Origin of the sequence: Proteiniphilum saccharofermentans, from assembly GCF_900095135.1 — a bacterium.
Classification (GTDB): Bacteria; Bacteroidota; Bacteroidia; order Bacteroidales; family Dysgonomonadaceae; genus Proteiniphilum; species Proteiniphilum saccharofermentans.
Map to the genome: position 1 here is coordinate 3,854,422 of NZ_LT605205.1, position 22,976 is coordinate 3,877,397.

The window sequence follows — 22,976 nt, forward strand, 5'->3', positions numbered from 1 at the left end:
TTAGGTTTTCATTTTTTTGAATTTTGGGAATAGCTTCTCTGCGTTTTTAAAGTAGATTTTATCTATTATTTCACGCGGAAGTTTTAATCCTTTGATCTCACCATCAACTTCCCACATAGTGATTGACTCATCTGTTGTGAAGAACTTCCAGTCGGTTAGCCACACATTATGTAAATGTTCTTTTAATTTTTTGGGATCATTATCATTTTCGGCACTATCGCTATTATCTGTACCATACATTATTCGATCCTGATATTTAATAATAAAATTGCGCACTTTATCCCAATCTTTTTGCGACAGAGCTGCAATATGGCAGATTCGCGCAGCCATTTCCAGGGTCATATTAGGGAATTGTTCTAAATGCTCGGTCATTAGATCAATACTCCACTCCATGCTCCCGAGATGTGCTCCCACAAATATAAGATTGGGATGTTTTTCCAGCATATGATCTCGGGCTTCAAGCTGGTCTTCATATGAAGGAAATTCCGGATGTAAATACATGTGGTATTCCGGATTAGATTTAAAATACTTTTTATCGTTGTTTACAGTCATCTCTTCAATGGGGAGCCAACAGTTTTTTGGTTCACCCAAATGGCCATAAAGTGGGATACCATTATCTTCTAGAAAAGAAAAAACCGGGTCGAATTTGGGATCATCAATCATAATAAATTCCCCATTTTTATCTTTTTCAACCATACCTATGTTTTTCCATACTTTTACACCAATAGCACCTTTGTCTATTGACTCTTTTATAAGAGTAATTGTCTTGTTATGCCAGCCTTCATCATCCCAATCGTCTAAAGTAAAGGTTGTTAAATATGAAATGTATCTTGGAAATTGGTTTATTTGATAAAGTGAAAATTTCTCCTGTTCATAAATGGTGATATCATCCCACGCGTTTGTATTTACGGTGAGGATCCGGAAGTTATCCGAAATAGCCTGTTCCATAAACGCAGTTCTTGTGGTATTAATGTGACAATGAATATCTATCTTATTTACTTTTTCAAAGTCTGATTCAGTGTAATAATCGTTCTTTTCACCACCCCTATTACAAGCAGAAACGAATGTTAATAGTATAATTAACGTTATGGCGGCTATTTCCATCAAAATATAATTTTTTGTCTTCATATTTATAATTCTAATTGTCCAGAACTTTTTCTTTATAATACCTTATATAATCCTTTAATCTTTCCAAATATCCTTCCATATTCAATAATTGTTCATCATAGATTAAGTATGACATATCTGGCACTCTATTCGCAAAATGACGGGCACGATCCTGCTGATGGAAAAACTCTTTTCCACGGGTACTTAAACCTTTTGGTAAACGAGTAATTTCCCATATCCTCACCAAATCATTATAAACTTTCGTTCTGCGTTCAATACTTGACTCGATCAACTCCTTAGCCTTCAATAGTTGTTCGTGGGCCATTGCTTTATCTGTAAAGGTTAAATTATGTGCCCGGGTTATTATACTCTCTAAGCTCGAAAGGTCCAGATAAGTACTGCAAGTATGACTAATCAATTCAGCAATAGTTCTGTATAATTCAAAATCATAGTCGTTTTTTGGATTTAACCTTTTATTGTTTTCGATTATTTGTAATGCTCTCTCCATTTTTTGCAATGTTTCTCTCGATTCTTCCACTTTATTCTGATACCGGGCATTCCAATATGGGTTATATTCCATGTTATCGTTTCGAAGCATGTCAGGTATATGGGTTTTGCCTATCTCACCATGGTGCCATACATTCCGCTCAAATGTCCAGGAAAAATAATATGCCCCTTCATTTAAAAGAGAATATAATTCTTCCATGTCCATTACATTTTTACCATAATAATTCTTGTAAAATGTATTTTCAAACTCTTGCAAAGTGGGGTAACTACCATTCCATGAATAAGCCGCAGCGGTAGCAAATCTGAGCATCCACATTTGGTTGTGCAATCCGGAATCGTCCCAAGATGTAGTTATCATGCCATCAAAAACTCCTGAAACTGCAGCTGAAGTCAAAAATTGATAAGAATTCTCCAAGCTCCCAGTGGTTTTCATTTTTCCACTGTTTCTCTCCCTATATTTATAAGGAAGAAAAAGCGGTTCGATACCGGGATTAGGATCGTAGGCGTAAACCTCGTATCCAAGATCTTTTGATCTTTTAGCATGCCGATAATCTGGAGTATCATAGTTGTAACTTTCTGTGAGCACCAAACCTTTAGAAGGAGTGAAGTTTTTAATTGGTGATGGATTGTGTTCCCATCCCATAGGTGTTTCCCATACCATGACCTTTCTTCCTGCTTTCTTAAGATGTTCAGCCGCTTTTTTTACAAACAGATGATAGACTCCGCTACGCCCGATTTCTTCGGCTTTTGCATTGCATTCAGGACAAGCGCATAATTCGAAAGTTTCATCAGAACCAATATGAATATAATCAGAGCCAGGTGTTGCTTCAATCGCTTCTTCCCATAAATCAAAAAGCAAATCGTAAGTACCATCCTTTAAGGGACAAAATTCCCAGTTTGAGGCTGGAATTTCGCGGAGATGTTTGTATTGTGGCCATTTAAGAATAAAGCTTACATGCCCAAGTCCCTGAACTAACGGTATAAGTTCTATATGATATTTTTGTGCATAGCGTGTAATCTCCTGCATCTCTCCGGTAGTAAAGGCGCCAGGTGCACCAATCTCAGGATGGCTATTATAAGCCAGCTTATCTTCCCATTCCCATACTAGCTGGTTAATTTTATACCGCGCTAGATCTCTTATAAATTTCTCAACATAAGATATTTTATCCTGATGATGCTTAGTATCATAATGAACCGCACGTTTGTTAATATCCGGCCAATCTTCAATAACCAATCCCGGGATAATATAACCGTTACTATTTTTTTTAATTAGCTGAAGTAAAGTTTGTGTACCATAGAAGAGACCCTCTTCACTTTTTGCCTGAATAATTAATTCATCACTGGATGTAGTGATTCTATATCCTTGCTCTTTTAGCGATTCAGGAACCTTGTTACGTGTAAGGACAATAGATTTACTCCCTTTTATACCTGTTTCAGATAATATTGCTTCAATATTCCATTCAGTTTTTAAGGTAAATACTAACTCTTCAGCTGCAAATTTATCTGCTTCTGAATTATCCTTATCAGTTACAATAATTACTTCTCCATTAATAATGAAATCATCACCTCCCAATTGAACGTTCTGAGGAAATGGAATTAGATACAAACCTTTGTCATATAGCTCACTAGAGTGTAAACTAATACTTGAAAACAATATTGTCAAAATAATTATTATTGGACTTAAAATTTGACTTTGATATTCTTTCAATTGTGCAGATTTTTGTTTAGTTGCTTTACTTTGATTATACATATTTACTTAATTGATAGTTTTCAACTTATTTATATTAAACCTTTATATTTCAATATATACTGATACCTATTAGAATTTATTTGTCTGAGTTATTTTTTATAATTGAATTTCACTACTGGACACTTAGATCCAGTTGATTTTTAATTGTTTATAATCGAGCTCTTTGACATTTTTGTAATCGCAATTCGTAAGTATCTCTCTTATAGGAGTTTTGTCCAGTAGGGAGATACTGAGTATTTGCAGAATTTCGTAGATTGGACGCTCAACTTTCAATTCGTAACCAATCAAGGCTACCAGACAGTAAGCGATGATAGCACAATATAACTGGATTTTAACGGCGTTGATGGTCGTTCCCCAGAAGTTTTTTACTTTCAGGTGTTGTTTTATCCATTTGAAGAACAGCTCAACCATCCAGCGTTTTTTATACAGTAGCGCTATCTCGACGGCCGTCAAGTCCATGTTATTGGTTATAAAAACGAAGTCCTGCCCAGTTCCACGTCGTGATACTTGATTCTGCGCAGTTTGCCGGGATAGTCCTTTTGCTGGTAGAATCCCTCCAGTTTCCCGATCTGGTCGCATTGCACGCCCGTCGACTTGTCAACTTCCCGGGAATACATCCTGCGGAACTTGAAGTTCTTCTTGGCCCGCGTGACAAACCAGGCTTCGGATTCATTCACCCGGTACAACCTGTCAAAGTCCACGTATCCGCGGTCGAAGATATAAAAGCTCCCGGATTCATAATGAAGATAATCCATCGCGTTCATATCATTGACCTTTGCGCTGGTGATCAACACGAAAGTCGGAATGGAAGTCTTCAGGTCATACAATGTATGCAACTTGATGCCTCCCTTGTGCTTGCGGAACTCCGCCCACCAGAAGACACTCAGGCACAGGTCGATGGTGGAGGAGTCAAAGGCATAGACGTTCCCGTCCACCTTGACTTCGAAGTCCTCCCTGTAATGACTTTGACGGGCCTTGTCCATCATCACATAGGCAAAATCCTCAAAGATTTTATAGCTACGGTTACGATTGGCTTTACCCAGATTTGTCCGGGTTACGCTTGCCCCCAGTCCCAAATGGTAATATTTGGATTGATGGGCTTCCAGGCTCAGCATCAAGTCCCGCATACTGTCACGGGCTGTCAATTGTCCAAAGATCATGCATAGCATCTGGTTCCAGCAGGTGAAACTTCGGACTTTCTTGTTTCCATCGTGTCTGGATACGATATTGTCAAATACCCTGCGTGGTAGAAAATCTGTAAGCTGCGCGAAAATATATTTGCCTTGATTCATGATTTTTACTTTTGGGCAAAGTAAAATATAATCATCGCATTTCAAATCGTCACACAACTAAAATTTCTCAAAACTGCGATCTACAAAAGATTTCAAAGAACTATTTTTTTATTTAAGTGCCCACTAATGATGAAACATATTAAATAAATAATGAATTAAATATTTATCAATATGAAAAAAAATAATCCTATCTTATCGAGACAAAATCATTTAGTGATATCCAGAGACATAGCAGAAACATCTATAACCACTAAATATCATATATCTATGAAATACTTATTTGCCTTTATTATTTTTGTTTTTTGTTATAATAATAGTTATAGTCAAAACAACCAAATTAACCGGAATGATAAGATTAATGTAATTGTATTCGGAGCTCATCCTGATGATGCAGATAGCAAAGCAGGTGGAACAGCCATTCAATTCGCGAAAATGGGACATAATGTGCTTTTTGTATCACTGACAAACGGGGATGCAGGGCACCAATCAATGGGTGGAGGAGCACTTGCAAAGAGACGTAGAGCAGAAGCAGATGAAGCAGGGGAACGCTTTGGAGTGTCTTATATAGTCTTGGAAAATCATGATGGAGAACTGATGGCAACACTTGATGTGAGAAAAGATGTTATCCGATTAATCAGACAATGGAATGCTGATATAGTAATTGGCCACAGGCAAAATGATTATCATCCCGACCACAGAAACGCTGCCATTCTTGTTCAAGATGCAGCATATATGGTTATTGTTCCAAATGTTGTCTCTGATACACCATCTTTGAAGAAAAATCCACTATTCCTTTATGCACAGGACAACTTTCAGAAACCTTATCCTTTTAAACCCGATATAGCCATTGATATTTCGGATGTTATTGATCAGAAAATATATGCAATGGCTGCACATGAGTCCCAATATTTTGAATGGCTCCCATGGACAAATTCAACTATTGCGCCTACGGATAAAGAAGAAAGAATTGAATGGCTCAAAAATTCTCAAAAAACATCCATTACAACTCCTGTTAGAGAGTCACTTACTAAATGGTATGGAAAAGGAAAAGGTAGCACAATAACAGCCGCTGAATCATTTGAAATTTGTGAATACGGTAAACAACCTACAGAAGAAGAAATTAAAGAATTATTCCCTATGTTGAAATAATTACCTCAAAATGAATGATCACATAATAAACCAACGGTAACTAGACTGATACACAGAATTATCGATTTTATAGATGAAAGACAAAAATGCAATAGAGAAAATTACCATCGCACTTGTTTATCTAATTTTTTTAAATACAAACTAAAATAAAAAAATATTGACGCATGAAAGTGAAAATAATCGTATGTGGTTTGTTTATCACATTTGCAGCTCTAGCACAGTGGACTCCTCAACAAACAGAATGGTATTATCCCGTCCCGGCGAAAGTTATTCCGGGTAAAACCCCTGGTTCCGCCCCTTCCGATGCCATCATACTATTTGATGGAACTGATCTCTCCAAATGGGTAAATGAAAAAGGGGAAAAACCCGGATGGAATGTTACGGATGGAGTTTTATCTGTCAAGCCTGGCGCAGGAGGTATGATGACTAAAGAACATTTTGGCGATTGCCAGTTACATATTGAGTTTAAATCTCCGGCTCCTGAAAAATACAACGGACAGGATCGCGGGAATAGCGGGATTTTTCTTATGAGCCGTTATGAAGTTCAAGTACTGGATGGGGACAATAATGATACTTATGTAAACGGAATGGTGGGCAGTATATATAAACAGACGGCTCCGTTGTTCAATGCCTATACAAAAAACGATGAATGGCAGGTATATGATATCTATTGGAAAGCTCCCAAATTCGGCACAGGTGGCGAACTTGAGTCGCCGGCAATGATAACCGTTGTGTTGAACGGTATTCTGGTGCAGAACAATTATATACTGAAAGGAAATACACCTTACATCGGATTGCCGGAGTACAATGCTCATGGACGACTTCCTTTGATGCTTCAGGATCATGGGACAGCAGTATCTTTTAGAAATATCTGGATTCGTAATCTATAATTATCACACTATTATTATGACAATTACAAGACGCTCTTTTTTGAAGAAAACATCCTATGCCGTGGCGACAGGTTTGACAATGCCCGCCTATTTAAAGTCCGCAACGTCGGGTGTATCCGCCAACGATACGATAAATGTTGCATTGATCGGGTGCCGCTCCATGGGATGGAGCAATTTGTCGAGTTTCCTGAAGTCGGATGAAGTACGGTGTTTGGCATTATGTGATATTGATAAATCGATTCTGGACTCACGGGCAAAGGAGTTAGCTTCTATCCGGAAAGAAAAATTCGAGTTGTACGATGATTATCGCCGGATCCTCGATCGACAGGATATTGATGCGATCATTATCGGAACACCTGATCATTGGCATTGCCTGCAATTTGTGGATGCATGTAAAGCAGGAAAAGATGTATATGTGGAGAAACCGGTTAGTAATTCGATGGCGGAATGTGACGTGATGGTGGAAGTCGCCAATAAATATAAGCGGGTAGTACAGGTCGGCCAACAGCAAAGAAGCGCGAAACTCTGGAAAGAAATGATTGATTACCTGGATTCGGGTATACTGGGAGAAATATCCCGTATACATGTGTATGCCAACTTCAATTATGCGGCAATAACCAGATCTGTTCCTGATTCGAATATCCCGGAAGGTGTTGATTTTGATACCTGGTTGGGGCCTGCGCCTGAACGGACATTCAATAGTCAACGTTTTCACGGTTCATGGAGAATGTTTTGGGATTATGGGGGTGGCCTTATGACCGACTGGGGGGTACATTTATTAGATATGGCATTGTGGGCAAAGAAAGTAAAAACAATGCCCAACAGTATACAGGCGAATGCCGGCAATTTTCTCTATCCGGATGGCATGCATGAAACTTTTGACACTCAATCTGTATTATATCAGTTTAATGATTATATATTGACTTGGGAGAATAATGCCGGTATCGAATCCGGTCCGTATGGTAAAAATTATGGATTAGTCTTTACCGGTAAAAACGGAACATTAGTCGCCAATAGAGATGACTGGCAGGTTTATCCCCAAAGGGAAAAGGTTCCCGAGAAAATCGTGAAAGCTGATTATCAAGATCACAAAGATCATGTTTTCAATTTCTTGGAATGCATGAAAAGAAGAGACAGGAATACGGCATGCACGATAGAAACAGGAAGTTTATGTGCCAAATATGCTCATTTGGGGAATATTGCTTCTCGGATGAGCGGAGTCTCTTTACAATATGACGATAAGAATAAATCATTCAACATCGGTGAAGCGAACAAATATATAAAGCCTCAATACAGAGAGCCATGGTTTTTTCCTCGAATAGAAAAGTAGTTTGACCGAAGAAAATGCTATATTTTTGAATTGAATATGTTTTGAATAAATGAAAAACATTCTAATATGAGAAAAATTTTACAAACAATATTATTGGTAACTACTCAGGTACTCCGCCCATAGGCAGAGAACCATGAATCCGTCAATAACTATGTACAGCTCGACGCTATATTTGTGCGAGGGTCGCAATGACCCGAAGGACCTCGAAGGGGTTCTGCCCGTTCTTGACCGCCGTCTGGATGACGGATGCGACGGTGGCGTAGTTCTCCGCTCCCTCGTCGGAGCGGAAGCACCCGCTGACCTTCAATTTGGTCTTGGCTGGCCTCAATGCCTTTTCGGAGTCGTTGTTGGTGGGGGGAACGGCAGGATCGGCGAGGAAGGCGGCCACGGCATTCTGGAAAACCCAGAGCCAGTTGTTTTCTCCCTTCACGTTGATCCCGGTCTCGTCCGCCCTGGCGACCTTTCCCCCGGCGACTTTCCGGCGTATCATCCCGTAGGGCGTCTTGGAGAACTTACGCATGGTTTTCAACATGTTGGACACGGATCCCTCGCTGATGTGAAGCCCGAATATGGTGTCGAACAGGTGGGTGAGCCGCTTGAACGGGACATTCTGGTAAGTGCTGAGGTAGGATGTCATCGCCATGATGTTGGGACCGAACGACACGGGGGCGTTCACCTCCTGGGGGAACTGTCCCTTGCGGCAATGCCCGCAGGAGCACTTCACCTGCATCGCCATGTGGTTGACGACCGTGGCCGCGACCGGAAGCGGTATGTCCACCACCTGGCGCGTGGCGCGCACGCTGGCGGAGTCCATCTCCAGGGTCTTCCCGCATTCAGGACATGCGCGGGCGGGGTACCACCGCCCGGTTCCGGTCACATTTTCGGATTGGGGCAGGGTGCTCCCCCGGTGCCCTTCTTGCCCGCCGGTCTTCCTGCCGGAAGGCTTACGCCGGGATTGTGTGTGGCGTATGCCGATCGGGTTTTTGGACGGCGGGACGCTGCTGTTCGCGCTGCTCTTTTTTACGGGCTTCACGCCCTCCTCGAGTTCGGCGACGCGGGATGCCAGTTCGGCGATGCGGGATGCCTGGTCGGCAATACGGGCCTCTTTCACTTTCATCCCGCTCTCACGCGCAGAAAGGACAAGACCCATCCTGGCAAGTTCCCTGTCCTTCTCCCCGATGGTTTTGGCCAGGGTCCTGTTGGCGTTTGTCCGGACCGGCAATCGCTCCGCCAGTTCCGTGGAATCAAGCTCGTCATGGAAGCCAAGTTCACGAAGTATTTGCTCGCGCCGCCGGGTGAGCTTCACCCGGTCCGCCTCGAGGCTCTTCCCGAGTCCTGTGTTAAAGTTCTTTTTCATACCTGCGCAAAGAACGGTAAAATAATCGACATGAGCAAATTCAACAATTTAAACATCAATGGATTAGAAGCTATTTGCCGGCGTTTTGGCGAGGCCGGGGAACCCTCTTTCGGAGGGTCATTCCGAAAACTTTTGAAGGTTGCATATCACCTCCGAGAGGCTTCCAATGACCTGATGTATAGCGACTTAAATGCACGAATGGCGGCATGAGGAAAAAAATTAAAAAATTTATGACAGGTGGTCGAAAACATTACCACGTTCTCCATCATTGGCCAGAAAAAGGGAACCTGGATAGTTACAATTTTTTTAAATACTTATTCGTATGAAAAATAAATTAAGAGAACCCGGCAGAAGAAAATTTTTTAAAGATGCTGCCACTTTAGGAGTAATGGGAACAATCGGAGGAGGATACCTACTCTCATCCTGTAACAAACCGGGAAAAACAACAATAGCCTCCTCCTACGAAGCACCGGTTTTTCCGACAAAAGCTCCCGATGGGAAAATGTTAAAAGCCGGACTGATTGGCTGCGGTGGAAGAGGAACCGGTGCGGCAGTGAATTTTATCAATGCTGGTCCCAATTTACAACTTATCGCCCTTGCAGATTTATTTCAGGATCAAATCGATAAATGCAGGGCAACATTAAAGAAAAATAATAATGTTGAGATTCCCGATGAAAACTGTTTTGTGGGGTTTGATGCCTATCAACGGCTGATAGATTCCGATGTGGATGTAATTATACAGGCTACTGCAACGCATTTTAGGCCTATGCATCTGAAGGCTGCAGTAGAGGCCCGGAAACATTGTTTTATTGAGAAGCCTGCCGCAGTCGATCCTGTAGGTATCCGATCAGTCATTGCTTCGGGGAAAATGGCAGAATCAATGGGTTTAACAATCGTTGCCGGTACACAAAGAAGGTATCAGGACGATTATAATAAAACATTCAGCATGATCAAAAATGGTGCTATTGGCGAACTCATATCTGCCAACTGCTATTACAACAGGGGAGGAGTTGGGAATTTCATACGAAAGCCCGAATGGAGCGATATGGAAGCAATGATCAGGAACCGGGCAAACTGGAGATGGCTGACGGGTGACTCCATTGTAAATTTAATGATTCATAATATTGACGGGGTAAATTGGTTTTTTGAAAAGCATCCGGTAAAAGCATCGGGGGTTGGAGGACGTTATCACAGGCCAACAGGGGATATGTATGATTTTTTCAGTGTGGATTTCGTTTTCGATGATAATAAGCACTACCAGGGGATGTGTCGTGAAATGGACGGATGCACTAATAATGTAGGTGATATAATTTTAGGGACAAAAGGGTATACAAATGGACAGAACAAAATATTTGATTATAACGGCAATATTATCTGGGAATATGAATATCCACTGGGAAAAGATGGTCAGCCGACCAACAGTACAGCCATTTCGCCCTATGACCAGGAGATGATATGTTTTGTGACAGCTGTTCGAACGAATAAGCCTATTAATGATGCAGAGCAGCTTGCTCATTCAACCCTCACAGGTATTATGGGAAGAGAATCAGCTTACACGGGCAAGGATGTCACATGGGATGATATTATCTATTCGGATTTAAAGCTTGGTCCGGATGAATACAAATGGGGACTCGTTGATATTCAACCCGTATCACCTGTCCCGGGTATAGCGGTAACACGCTAATAATGAATTTAAATTTATCAAAAGATATTTATCACCAAACTTAATAAATACATTTACTATGGTAGCCTTTTTAGAGTCAAATATGCTGAAAAAAGGAAAAATCTGGGCATACTTGATCGGAAGTATATGTTTCTCACAAAATATCTGGGGGCAAAAACCGTCTGCTTCTCCACCCAATATTCTCGTTTTTATAGCCGATGATGCGGGTATGGATTTTGGTTGTTATGGAAACCCAGCAATAAAAACGCCTAATATCGATCGTCTGGCAACCAAAGGAATACGTTTTAAAAATGCATATGTGACCTCTCCCCAATCAAGCCCCTCCCGAACCAGTATGATGACAGGAATGTTTGCCCATACCATAGGAACAGAGGATTTGCATACTCCATTGAAAGAGGGCATAAAAATAATACCCTTTTATTTCAGTGAAGCCGGATATTATACAGGCTCGATGCTAAAGACTCATTGGGGACTGGAAGGAGATAAACAATTTGACCGAGTGATCCCTGGAGGATATCTTCCAAATCAAGGTAATCTGACAGAAGAAAGTTATAAAAACTATATTGATTTTTTGCATGCATGTGAGAATAATCCTTTTTTTCTTTGGGTAGGCTTCGTTGATCCGCATCGTCCTTATAACAGGAATGTTTGCCCGCAAAAAAATAATCCGGACAAAGTAAAGGTTCCGCCATATCTGGTTGATGGGCCGGATACCCGTCGGGATCTTACGGACTATTACGATGAAATAACCCGGATGGATGAAAATATAGGCAGAATGCTTTCCATATTAGATGAAAAAGGAAAACTTGATAACACCATTGTTGTCTTTCTTAGTGATAATGGGATGCCCTTCCCCAGGAGTAAAGGCTCACTCTATGACTCGGGAATACAAACTCCACTGATCTTTATGTGGGAAGGAAAGATTAATCCCGGGACAGTACATGAGAATGGTCTAATCACTACTGTGGATCTTGCTCCTACACTTCTAAGCCTTGCCGGTATTCCGACACCACAAAGTATCTATGGAGAGAGTTTTCACAAGGTCGTCCTCGATCATACCGGAAGGGGTAGGAATTTTATCTTTGCCGAACGTAACTGGCATGATACGGATGAATATATCCGTTGTATCCGGTCCGAGAAATATAAGCTGATCTATAATGCCTATTATGAATTCCCTCACGGGACAGCAGCAGATCTGAGCTCAAGTATGAGTTGGTATGAGTTAAAAAAGCAACAAAGGAAAGGTTTATTGACAAAAGAACAACTTCAGATATTTACAGCACCCCGTCCTATGGTTGAACTTTATGATCTGGAGAATGATCCTTTTGAGTTGAATAATATCGCCGATCTACAGGAATATGTTCAAGAGGGTAGAAAATTAGCCAAATTACTTACCCAATGGCAGGAGGAGACTCACGATCATCCTTCATGGAAGCATAAAAGAGCTGATAAGAATGATCGTATAACAGGTTTTTTATTATTTGATGAAATTCCGGAATTGAGAGATGAGTAATTGATCTTTTCTTTCCAGTCTTTGGATAGCTTCTTTTTATGTTTGTCTTAGTACTGTTAGACTCTAAAACACAATGGTTGTGAAAAAATGTGAAGTCAATACAATGTTGACCCTTGCTTTGGTCACGGGAACAAATATTTTAGCCCAGCCGACTGAACCCGCAAAAAAATACAACGTGTTGTTCATCGCGTCAGATGACCTGAACACCGATATGCATTGCTACGGAAATCCACAGGTGAAAACTCCGAATATTGACCGGATATCCCGGCAGGGGATCCGCTTCGACAAGGCATACAATCAGTATCCCCTATCGGGTCCAAGCAGGGCTTCGCTGATGACCGGTTACCGTCCGGACAAAACTGGAGTATATGACCTGGAAGTCAATTTCAGGGAAAATCTTCCTTCAGCCAAAACCATTGCCCAACTATTCAGGGAAAATGGTTATTTCAGTGGTAGGATCGGAAAAATTTTCCACTATGGTGTTCCTGGAGAGATCGGTACCGACGGTATGGATGATTCCATATCATGGACTCAACGGTTTAATCCCATCGGGATTGATAAGACCGAAGAACACCTGATCACAAATTACACTCCAAAACGGGGACTGGGCAGTTCATTATCCTTTAGGGCGACAGATGGTACGGATAACGAACATACGGATGCCATAACAGCAAACGTAGCCATACAGATGATGCGTCAACATAAGGATAAATCGTTCTTTCTGGCTGTAGGCTTCTTCCGTCCCCACTGTCCCTATATAGCACCCAAAAAGTATTTCGACATGTATCCCCCCGACCAGTTATTACTACCCGAAGAACGTGAAGATGACTGGGCAAACAAACCGGATGTGGCAAAATTTACCGATCCTCTACACTGGGGATTATCGGAATCCCACCGCAGGGAAGTGCTTCAGGCCTACTATGCTTCCATTTCCTTTATGGATGCGCAAGTGGGAAAATTGCTGGATGCACTGGGAGAACTGGGATTGAAAGAAAACACAATCATTGTCTTCTGGAGCGACCATGGTTATCATGTCGGACAGCACGGGCAATGGATGAAACAGAGCCTGTTCGAACATGTGGCACGTACTCCGCTACTGATATCGGTTCCGGGAATCACTGACGGGACACCCTCTTCTCGGGTAGTCGAACTTGTCGATATTTATCCGACACTGGCAGAATTGTGCGAATTGCCTGCACCGACCGACCTGGATGGGAAAAGCCTTGTCCCACTGCTGAACAATCCCGGGATGGAATGGGATTATCCGGCTTTCACACAGGTTTTACGGTATCGAGATAATGTAGAGATAGAAGGACGTACTATCCGTAACGAAAGGTATCGCTATACGGAATGGAGCAAAGGCTTATATGGGTTAGAACTGTATGATTACGAAACAGATCCTCTGGAATTCACTAATCTTGCCAACGACAAGAAATACAAGAAAATAGTGGATGAAATGTCCTGGAAATTGAGAGCAAGCTATGAATAGAGAGATGTGATTCACATTAACCAGAGGCTGGAGTATCTGTCAATTGAAAAATATTAATTGCATAAAAAATCGTCCATCTCTACTCTGTTTCTTTGCTTTAGCTAGTTGCTTATAAGCATTTACTCAATCTTCCAATTTTATTTGGATTTTAAATGAAAAATAGATATGATAAATGAAAATAATTATTCGAAATCTCAACTCACATTATTACTCGTACTCCGGTTTGTTATTGGTTGGCATATTCTGTACGAGGGAATATCGAAAATTTTAAATCCTCAATGGACATCAGCAAATTTTCTTCAGGAGTCACAAGGAATTTTATCAGGTCTTTCCGGTTGGATTATCTCAAATCCCAATATTTTGGCCATAGTCGATTTCATGAATATCTGGGGACTGGTGACCATAGGGTTAGGATTGATATTTGGATTTCTTTTCAAACCGGCGGCTATTATAGGATCGTTTTTAGTTTTCATCTATTACCTGAACGTTCCGCCTATGGTGGGATATGAATATACCCTGCCTTCCGACGGGAGCAACTTGGTTGTTAATAGAACACTCATTGAGGCAATCGTTCTCTTTGGATTAGCCCTTTTCCCGACAAGTAAAATATTCGGATTAGATTTTTTTATTTATTCTCGTGATAAAAGAAAACTTCAATATGGAAAAAACAAATAACAACTCGAAAGAAGAAAATCTGAACGAACAGAGTTCTCTTTTAGATGATATAAAAAAAACACCAAAAGACATTTCACGCAGGAATGTACTGAAAGCATTCGCAGGAATTCCGGTCGCAGGGTTGTTCGGTTTCGAACTGCTCAAAAAGATTAACTATGACAAGGATAAAAGACAACGGATACTTCAAGAGCTGGGACTTGATAAAATGGAGTTTTCTATTCCGGATTATGGTAGAGAACAGAAACAGGATATAATCCGGGTAGGAATTATAGGATTTGGGCAACGTGCAGAGCAATTATCAGCGGGCTTGGGATTTATGCATCCGGAAGAAGTGAAGAAAAGAGAAAACAACAATACATTAAAAAGCTGGCTGGAACAGGAAAATCTTCATGTTGCCATTACCGGTATTTGTGATGTTTTCGATCTACATGCGGAACGTGGCTTGACCATTGCAAATAATAATATCCTGTCGGGAGCGTCCCCATTTCCTGTCAAACGATACCACACATACCAGGAAATGCTTGCCGATAAGGATATTGATGCAGTCATAATTGCTACTCCCGATCATCATCATGCCCGTATTGCGATCGACGCCACCAAAGCAGGTAAACATGTCTATTTGGAAAAGAGTATCGCACACACAGAAGAGGAACTCAATGAATTATACCGTGCGGTAAAAGATAGCCATATTACTTTTCAGTTAGGACACCAAATCACGCAGAGTACTGTCTTTAAACAAGCCAAAGAGATTATTGACAAAAACGTATTGGGTAAAATCACCCTTATAGAAACGACTACTAACCGTAATACAGCAGATGGGGCATGGATTAGACATCTGGATAGCAAAGGTAATCTCAAACCCGGAGATGAAAATAATATCGATTGGAAGCAATGGTTAGGCCATACACCCCATATTCCTTTTAGCATCGACCGGTTTTATAATTGGACTAAATGGTTTGCTTACGATACCGGAATGATTGGTCAATTATTCACTCATGAATTTGATGCGGTCAATCAATTACTCAGGATTGGCATACCCAAGTCCGTGTCTTCTTCGGGAGGGATCTACTACTGGAAGGATAACCGTGAAATACCCGATAGCTTACATTGTATCTTCGAATATCCTGATAGAGACTTGACATTGATGTATAGTGGGAACCTTGCTTCCAGCAGGAATCGCGGAAGGGTCTTTATGGGACACGATGCATCAATGGAACTGGGGCAAAATATTAAGATAACCGTTGACTGGAATTCAACGCAATACAAAAAAGGGATAGCATCCGGATTAATTGATACCAATTCACCAATATTATCGTTCAACCCTAATGCAGGAGAAATCGATGCGGTCACATCGGCATCTGAGAAATACTATGCCGATCGCGGATTGACAAACACCGTTATAAGTGGTCAACAAATAGACGTAACACACTTGCATTTACGTGAATGGCTTAACTGCATCCGTGAAAACAAGACACCAAGCGCCAATATAGAAGTCGCTTACGAAGAAGGTGTCACATGTTTAATGGCACATCGTTCTTATCTTGAGAAACGACAAGTATTTTGGGATGACGAAAACAAAAGAATCATTTGAAAAATATGAAACGATTCAATTGGATACACACTATCGGTCCCGGCTTGATTGTCGGCGCACTGGTATTCGGCCCGAGCAAACTGACCATCACCTCGAAAATAGGGGCAAACTTCGGGTACGATTTACTATGGATCATTCTTATCGCCATCTTTTTTATGGCTGTATATACTATTATTGCCGAACGCATAGGTTTGGCCACCGATAAGTCCCTACTCACAGTAATAGGTGAAAAGTGGGGAAGAAAGTTTGCGGCAGTAGTGGGTATCGGTATTTTTTTAGTGTGTACCTCATTTCAAACCGGCAACTCGGTGGGGGTAGGCATAGCCATCGGGGAATTGACCAATACAAATAACAACATCTGGATAATATTCTTCAATTGTGTCGGCATAGCGTTGCTCTTCTTCCGGAACTTTTATAAAGTGTTGGAAAAGGTGATGATATTCCTGATAGGCTTGATGTTGCTGGCATTCCTTATCACCCTGTTGGAGGTAAGCCCCAATATTGGTAAAATCATTTCCGGTTTTATCATCCCGAAAGTCCCGACCGGATCCATGGGGCTGATCATCGCTTTCATGGCTTCCTGCTTTTCTATTGTCGGAGCCTTTTATACATCCTACCTGGTACAGGAAAGAAAGAAAATAAATACAAAATCAGACGAAAAAGTATCTAAAAACAGTAGCCTGACCGGAATAATTGTCCTGGGAGTGTTGAGCGCAATCCTGATGATTTGTGCGGCTGCGATTCTCCAACCTTTAGGGATCGAGGTGAAAACAGCGACAGACATGTCCCTGGCACTGCGGCCCGCTTTCGGGGAAGCCGCTTCTGCCGTATTTTTAATCGGGCTGTTTGCCGCAGGATTCTCCTCGATAGTCGGAAATGCCACTATTGGAGGAACTTTAATGAGTGACGCATTAGGATTTGGGAGCAGCTTCGATTCTCATAAAACCAGATTGCTGATAGCTCTTGTGATGGCTTTTGGTGCTATTATTGCGCTTCTCTTTGGGAGTGCGCCATTGGAACTGATCGTTTTTGCACAGAGTATTACCATTTTTATAGTCCCTGTGATCGGAATTGCCATGTTCTTAATCGCAAATGATAAAAAAGTCATGAAAGAAAATAAAATAAGACCTTTCCTGAAAATACCGGGATTCATCGGACTGTGCATTGTAATAGTACTGGCCCTGTTTAACTTTATAGATATATTTTTAAAATAAGATAATCGTATGAAAACATTTGATAAGAATACCGTATTACAAGAATATTTGAAGCCCTCGCCTCAATTATTGAATGACATCGTTAAGATAGAGGGTGATATCCTTATTCTGGGCGCAGGTGGTAAAATGGGGCCTGCCATGGCCAAACTGGCCAAGGATGCCATCAACGAAACGAAAATCCGGAAACGGGTCATCGCCGCATCAAGGTTTTCCGATCCTGACGTATGGAACGATCTGAACAACCACGGCATTACAACCATCAAGGCGGACCTGCTGAATGAAGATGATCTAAAAAAGCTACCTGGAACTCCCAACGTGATATATCTGGCGGGGCATAAATTTGGCACTACAGGGAATGAATCCTATACCTGGGCAATGAACACATTCTTGCCGGGGATGGTGGCTAAGAGATTCAAGCAATCCAATATCGTGGCATTCTCTTCGGGGAATGTCTATCCTTTATCACCTGTTACATCAGGAGGAATGCCAGAGGAGATGCCGGCTTCTCCCATAGGAGAGTATGCCCAATCCTGTCTGGGAAGGGAAAGAATTTTCCAATATTTTTCCCAAAAGAATGATACTCCTATCCTGATATACAGATTAAATTATGCCAATGATGTATCCTATGGTGTATTGCTGGAGATCGCCAAGTCAGTCTACGGGGATAGGGAAATCGATTTGGCGATGGGGAATGTCAACGTAATCTGGCAGGGGGATGCCAATGAAATTGCTATCAGGTCACTTCTCCATTGTGCCGTGCCGGCCAAGATTTTGAACGTTACAGGTCCCGAAACAATATCGGTAAGATGGATTGCCCAGGAATTCGGAAAAACTTTCAATAAAACAGCGAAATTTACCGGCATCGAAGAATCGAATGCTTTGTTAAGTAATGCCGCCGAGTGCTTCAACCTTTTCGGATATCCCAATATCAGTTTGAAACAAATGATCGAGCTGGTCAGCCATTGGGTTATCGAAGGAGGAGAGATAAAAGAAAAACCCACCCATTTTCAAGAAAGGGAAGGAAAATTTTAAACTGACAACCAGATGAATGCTACAATAAATCCAGAAGTTTTAAAACGATTAAGAGGAGGCGGATTCATACCTGCGCATCCACTCGCCCTGCACGAAGATTTAACTATTGATGAAGAGACGCAACGAAGGTTGACTCGCTATTATATCTCTTGCGGTGTCGACGGGATAGCTATTGGCGTCCATACTACCCAGTTCGAGATCCGAGACCCGGAATATAATTATTATGAGAAAGTACTGGAAATTGCCGCTGACGAAATCAAAAAAGTAAATCCGGATACCTCATTTATAAAAGTGGCCGGTATCTGTGGGCCGACTCCACAGGCGGTAAAGGAGGCCCGTATTGCAAAAAGCCTCGGCTACGATCTGGGGTTACTTAGCATGGGGGGATTAAGTTCCCTTTCGGAAAAAGAGCTTATCGGGCGTGCCAAAGCTGTCGCACAAGTGATCCCGGTATTCGGGTTTTACCTGCAACCCTCTGTGGGAGGGAGGATATTCAGCTATTCGTTTTGGAAGGAATTCTGCGATATAGATAATGTCTACGCAATCAAGACTGCCCCTTTCAACAGGTATCATACTTTGGAGGTAGTACGGGCAATCTGTAATTCCAGAAGAGACAAGGAGATTTCCCTTTACACCGGCAATGATGACAATATCGTGCTGGATTTGATCACTCCCTATAGGATCCATACAGGAGACCGGCTGGTTGAAAAAAAGTTCGTGGGCGGGTTACTGGGACATTACGCCGTCTGGACAAAAAAATCGATCGGACTATTTCGCCATATAAGGGACGGGTTACAAAGTGACACCCTGAATTATGAGGAGATACTGAAAGTAGCCGTTGAAGTTACCGATATGAATGCCGCCATTTTTGATGTGCCCAATAATTTCAAGGGTTCCATTGCAGGAATTCATGAAGTACTGAGAAGGCAGGGATTATTGAAAGGAATATGGTGCTTGAGCCCCAAAGAGAAATTATCGGAAGGACAAGCAGACGAGATCGGGAGGGTTATCTCCCAATATGAAAAATGGACGGACGACGAGTATGTGAAGGAATTTATTGCCAACGACAGATGACACTAAAAGATGAAATAAAAGCAATCGCTTCCGGGATCAGGGAGGACATCCTTGCCAAAAGAAGATATCTGCATCAACATCCGGAACTTTCTTTCAAGGAATTTAATACATCAGCATTTATAAAAAAATCGCTTGATGAATGGGGAATCCCCTGGATACCAGTTGCCGACACAGGAATAATAGCCACACTGGGGGGTAATCATAAAACGGCCAATACGATAGCCCTCCGTGCCGATATGGATGCCCTCCCCATCCACGAAAATACGGGCCTCGCTTTCAAGTCGGTCAACCCGGGAGTGATGCACGCCTGCGGACATGATCTACATATTGCTTCTTTATTGGGTGCGGCACACATACTCAAAAGACTGGGGAAGGAAATCAATGGGACTGTGAAACTTATTTTCCAACCGGCGGAGGAGATATTACCGGGGGGAGCCATTAAAATTTTACAGGAAGGGGTTCTACAGAATCCCAAAGTCAATGCTATTCTCGGACAACATACAATGCCTTCCATAGAAAGCGGGAAAGTAGGAATTCGAAAAGGCATGTTCATGGCCTCCATGGATGAGATCAGGATAAAAGTGAAAGGAAAAGGAGGCCATGGCGCCGAACCTCATAACAATAATGACCCGGTTGTCGCCGCAGCAACAATGATTGTCACGTTACAGCAGATTGTCAGCAGGTATAATAACCCGAAAACTCCAACGGTCTTATCGTTTGGGAAAATAGAGGCGAACGGTTCAACCAACATAATACCCGATACCGTTTACATAGAAGGAACTTTTCGCACTATGGATGAGCACTGGCGTGACGAAGCGCATGAAAAAATTACAAGGGCTACAAAATCCATTGCCCATGGATTAGGCTGTGAATGCGATATCGACATCCAAAAGGGTTATCCATCCCTTTATAACTGTGAGGTACTCACAGATAAAATCCATTCCTATATGAGGGAATACATGGGTGATGAGAGTATAATTGAAACTGACATCTGGATGGCTTCAGAAGATTTTGCCTATTATGCCCAGAATTTCAGTTCCTGTTTCTATCTTCTGGGAACAGGTTACCCCAACAGGATAAATTCATCATTACACACCCCTGCCATGGAAATCAATGAAGAGTGCATCGAAACAGGTATGGGGCTGATGAGCTATTTAGCTGTGAAAAAACTAGAAGATTAACCTGTGGTATTCACACCCGAAACAATGGTGACTGCCTTCGACGTGAAACATGGGAAACCCCATCCCGAACCTTATCTGATGGGGCTGCGGAAAGGCGACAATCTGAAATCCAACAAATAATTTCAGAACTTCTGATCCTGTTATTGAAGATCAATAATTTTCAAAGTCGTTATTGAAAACAAAAAGGTCGTACATTTGAAAAAAATTACGTATCATACAATTCCAATTACCCTTATTCCCGGTTGACATAAAAATGGTGAACGAGATAGTCGGTTTCCGGGAGCAGGACGGTTTCGTCTATTACCTTCATTGCGGCAACCCGATCTATTGCCACAAGAAAGAAGACAAGAACAGTTACCGCCATACGATGGCTAGCCTGGTTATAAACCACCTTTGCACGGTTGGGGAGTTAAGCCACGCATTGGGAGTGCGAAAATTACGACAATGCCACCTTGGAGATAACCCTACACCCGTTGGCTAACAACAGGAGCAACGAGGCGGGCAGGAAAATAATTGAGACTTTGAAATTGACGCACGCAAAATACCCGGGTACGGATCTGCTGCTTTTATATAAAATTTCGACAATATAAGCTATTAAGGATCAGGCATCTGAGTTTATAAGACAAAAAACCACTTCCGAGAAAATTTTTAGTATGCTGAGCAAACCGTGGCAAAATGAAGATATGCTCAATCATGAACATGGAGTCAAAATATTTATTTTCGGAATCCCCGCTATTTTATCCTCAATTTGGCTATCAAAAGAAAATCGTGTATATTTGGAAAATAAAAGATGCGCCTCGTACAATAAAAAATCAAGCACAATGTCAACCGCTGAATTAAAACTACAAATATTCCGACAGATAGATTCTCTTGATCAAAAGAGTCTGGAGAAATTACATCATATTGTGGATAGACTTATTGATCCTCCTTCCAATTCTAACGACTGGGATGAATTAACGGAACAGCAACAGCAAGGCATTTTGGATGCAGTAGAAGAAGCCGAAGCCGGTTATCTAGTTTCTCACGAAGAAGTAATGAAGAAAGCACGAACAAAAATTAACAATGCGATACTCCATTGACTGGACAAGATCAGCCGAAACCGATTATTTGCAAATTATCGATTACCTCCTGTAAAACTGGCCTATATCGGTTGTAGAAAATTTTATTGAGATTACTGAAAATAGAATTCAACAAATTCAAAGATTCCCTCTTCCGTCCGCAATAATTCACGAAAGGAAAAAATACGAAAATACGTATTAACCAAACAGAATTCTCTGTATTACAGAGTAACAAAAAACAAAATCCATATATTACGAATTTTTGACGTCCGTCAAGATTCTTCAAAACTACAGTTCTAAAAAAATGATCGAAATTCTTACACAATATCTCCAAAAAAATCATTTTTCTCATTTTGACCTCAAAGCAGTCATTTTCGACATGGATGGTGTATTATATAACTCCATGCCTGCACACGCAGAATCATGGCAACAAACGATGGAGGAATTTGGATATACCTCAACGGAACCATTGGAATTTTATTATCACGAAGGAAGAGTAGGTTCCTCTACCATCAATATTATCACTGAACGGGAATTCGGACGTAAAGCTACCAAAGAAGAAATAATAAAGATTTACGCAAGAAAATCAGTACTTTTCGCTCAATATAATCATAGTGAAATTATCCCTGATATAAAAGAAATTATTAAGTTTGTACAGGCGAACGGGCTAAAACCCGTGCTGGTCACCGGATCAGGTCAACCCTCACTGCTGGACCGGCTCGATACACACTTCCCGGGAGTATTCACGCCCCAAACCATGGTGACTGCTTTCGATGTGGAACATGGGAAACCCGACCCTGAACCCTATCTGATGGGGCTGCAGAAAGGTGGCGATCTGAAACCCAACCAGGCTATTGCGATAGAAAATGCACCGCTGGGCATCGAATCGGCTGTCGGAGCTGGCATCTTTACCATCGCCGTGAATACGGGTCCCCTCCCCGACTCCGTACTGACCGACGCAGGTGCTTCGGTAGTTTTCGACTCAATGGAAACATTACTTGAGAAAATACAGGAAATACTGCGGCTGACACATGCAATCAGTGTTTAAACCAATTCCTTTCGCACTGGCAGATAAATAACATT

The 22,976-nt window shown here is 41.6% G+C and carries 21 protein-coding genes and 1 pseudogene; 17 read left to right on the forward strand and 5 right to left on the reverse strand.

The window, feature by feature from the left end; all coding sequences use genetic code 11:
• The 4 genes from PSM36_RS15000 to PSM36_RS15010 form a co-directional block, all read right to left on the reverse strand.
• Positions 1–1,128 (reverse strand): amidohydrolase family protein, encoded by a 1,128-nt coding sequence (locus PSM36_RS15000; protein WP_197684903.1) that lies wholly within the window; start codon positions 1,126–1,128, stop codon positions 1–3.
• Positions 1,129–1,138: 10 nt separating this feature from the next.
• Positions 1,139–3,364, reverse strand: coding sequence for a beta-N-acetylhexosaminidase (locus PSM36_RS15005; protein WP_076931602.1), 2,226 nt, complete (start codon positions 3,362–3,364; stop codon positions 1,139–1,141).
• Between the two features lie 123 nt (positions 3,365–3,487).
• The gene (locus PSM36_RS17960; RefSeq protein ID WP_449421178.1) at positions 3,488–3,823 is read right to left on the reverse strand and encodes a transposase; all 336 of its coding nucleotides are present in this window, start codon (positions 3,821–3,823) and stop codon (positions 3,488–3,490) included.
• A gap of 8 nt (positions 3,824–3,831) precedes the next feature.
• Positions 3,832–4,656 (reverse strand): IS4 family transposase, encoded by an 825-nt coding sequence (locus tag PSM36_RS15010; RefSeq protein WP_449421179.1) that lies wholly within the window; start codon positions 4,654–4,656, stop codon positions 3,832–3,834.
• Positions 4,657–4,827: 171 nt separating this feature from the next.
• On the opposite strand from PSM36_RS15010, the gene PSM36_RS15015 reads away from it, so the two are divergent.
• The 3 genes from PSM36_RS15015 (at position 4,828) to PSM36_RS15025 (ending at position 8,025) form a co-directional block, all read left to right on the forward strand.
• On the forward strand, positions 4,828–5,805 hold the full coding sequence (locus tag PSM36_RS15015) for a PIG-L deacetylase family protein (protein WP_197684904.1): 978 nt from the start codon (positions 4,828–4,830) through the stop codon (positions 5,803–5,805).
• Between the two features lie 164 nt (positions 5,806–5,969).
• On the forward strand, positions 5,970–6,695 hold the full coding sequence (locus PSM36_RS15020) for a 3-keto-disaccharide hydrolase (RefSeq protein ID WP_076931603.1): 726 nt from the start codon (positions 5,970–5,972) through the stop codon (positions 6,693–6,695).
• Positions 6,696–6,711: 16 nt separating this feature from the next.
• Positions 6,712–8,025, forward strand: a complete 1,314-nt coding sequence (locus tag PSM36_RS15025; RefSeq protein WP_076931604.1) for a Gfo/Idh/MocA family protein — start codon at positions 6,712–6,714, stop codon at positions 8,023–8,025.
• A gap of 166 nt (positions 8,026–8,191) precedes the next feature.
• On the opposite strand, the gene PSM36_RS15030 is transcribed toward PSM36_RS15025, so the two are convergent.
• Positions 8,192–9,382, reverse strand: coding sequence for an IS66 family transposase (locus PSM36_RS15030; protein ID WP_076931605.1), 1,191 nt, complete (start codon positions 9,380–9,382; stop codon positions 8,192–8,194).
• Positions 9,383–9,412: 30 nt separating this feature from the next.
• On the opposite strand from PSM36_RS15030, the gene PSM36_RS15035 reads away from it, so the two are divergent.
• The 14 genes and pseudogenes from PSM36_RS15035 (at position 9,413) to PSM36_RS15090 (ending at position 22,941) form a co-directional block, all read left to right on the forward strand.
• The gene (locus PSM36_RS15035) at positions 9,413–9,592 is read left to right on the forward strand and encodes a hypothetical protein (RefSeq protein ID WP_076931606.1); all 180 of its coding nucleotides are present in this window, start codon (positions 9,413–9,415) and stop codon (positions 9,590–9,592) included.
• Positions 9,593–9,704: 112 nt separating this feature from the next.
• Positions 9,705–11,066 (forward strand): Gfo/Idh/MocA family protein, encoded by a 1,362-nt coding sequence (locus PSM36_RS15040; protein ID WP_076931607.1) that lies wholly within the window; start codon positions 9,705–9,707, stop codon positions 11,064–11,066.
• Between the two features lie 58 nt (positions 11,067–11,124).
• Positions 11,125–12,579 (forward strand): sulfatase family protein, encoded by a 1,455-nt coding sequence (locus tag PSM36_RS15045; protein ID WP_232001469.1) that lies wholly within the window; start codon positions 11,125–11,127, stop codon positions 12,577–12,579.
• Positions 12,580–12,652: 73 nt separating this feature from the next.
• Positions 12,653–14,068, forward strand: a complete 1,416-nt coding sequence (locus PSM36_RS15050; RefSeq protein WP_197684905.1) for a sulfatase — start codon at positions 12,653–12,655, stop codon at positions 14,066–14,068.
• A 165-nt stretch (positions 14,069–14,233) separates the two neighbouring features.
• On the forward strand, positions 14,234–14,743 hold the full coding sequence (locus tag PSM36_RS15055; RefSeq protein WP_076931609.1) for a DoxX family membrane protein: 510 nt from the start codon (positions 14,234–14,236) through the stop codon (positions 14,741–14,743).
• On the forward strand, positions 14,727–16,334 hold the full coding sequence (locus tag PSM36_RS15060; RefSeq protein WP_076931610.1) for a Gfo/Idh/MocA family protein: 1,608 nt from the start codon (positions 14,727–14,729) through the stop codon (positions 16,332–16,334). The genes PSM36_RS15055 and PSM36_RS15060 overlap by 17 nt, the downstream gene beginning before the upstream one ends.
• A gap of 5 nt (positions 16,335–16,339) precedes the next feature.
• Complete coding sequence (locus PSM36_RS15065; RefSeq protein WP_076931611.1) at positions 16,340–17,548, forward strand: Nramp family divalent metal transporter; 1,209 nt, start codon at positions 16,340–16,342, stop codon at positions 17,546–17,548.
• A 9-nt stretch (positions 17,549–17,557) separates the two neighbouring features.
• Complete coding sequence (locus PSM36_RS15070) at positions 17,558–18,580, forward strand: NAD-dependent epimerase/dehydratase family protein (RefSeq protein WP_076931612.1); 1,023 nt, start codon at positions 17,558–17,560, stop codon at positions 18,578–18,580.
• A 12-nt stretch (positions 18,581–18,592) separates the two neighbouring features.
• Positions 18,593–19,654: a dihydrodipicolinate synthase family protein gene (locus PSM36_RS15075; RefSeq protein WP_154671044.1), complete on the forward strand. Its 1,062-nt coding sequence runs from the start codon at positions 18,593–18,595 to the stop codon at positions 19,652–19,654.
• Positions 19,606–20,835, forward strand: coding sequence for a M20 metallopeptidase family protein (locus tag PSM36_RS15080; RefSeq protein WP_394333038.1), 1,230 nt, complete (start codon positions 19,606–19,608; stop codon positions 20,833–20,835). Before PSM36_RS15075 ends, PSM36_RS15080 begins: the two co-directional genes overlap by 49 nt.
• Positions 20,836–20,931 (forward strand): annotated as a pseudogene (locus PSM36_RS17435) (beta-phosphoglucomutase); the annotation flags it as partial.
• A gap of 157 nt (positions 20,932–21,088) precedes the next feature.
• Positions 21,089–21,316 (forward strand): hypothetical protein, encoded by a 228-nt coding sequence (locus PSM36_RS17440; RefSeq protein ID WP_154671045.1) that lies wholly within the window; start codon positions 21,089–21,091, stop codon positions 21,314–21,316.
• A 172-nt stretch (positions 21,317–21,488) separates the two neighbouring features.
• Positions 21,489–21,914 carry a hypothetical protein gene (locus tag PSM36_RS15085; protein ID WP_076931614.1) on the forward strand — a complete coding sequence of 142 codons (426 nt, stop codon included), beginning with the start codon at positions 21,489–21,491 and terminating at the stop codon, positions 21,912–21,914.
• A gap of 283 nt (positions 21,915–22,197) precedes the next feature.
• The gene (locus tag PSM36_RS15090) at positions 22,198–22,941 is read left to right on the forward strand and encodes an HAD family hydrolase (RefSeq protein ID WP_076931615.1); all 744 of its coding nucleotides are present in this window, start codon (positions 22,198–22,200) and stop codon (positions 22,939–22,941) included.
• The last annotated feature ends 35 nt before the right edge of the window (positions 22,942–22,976 follow it).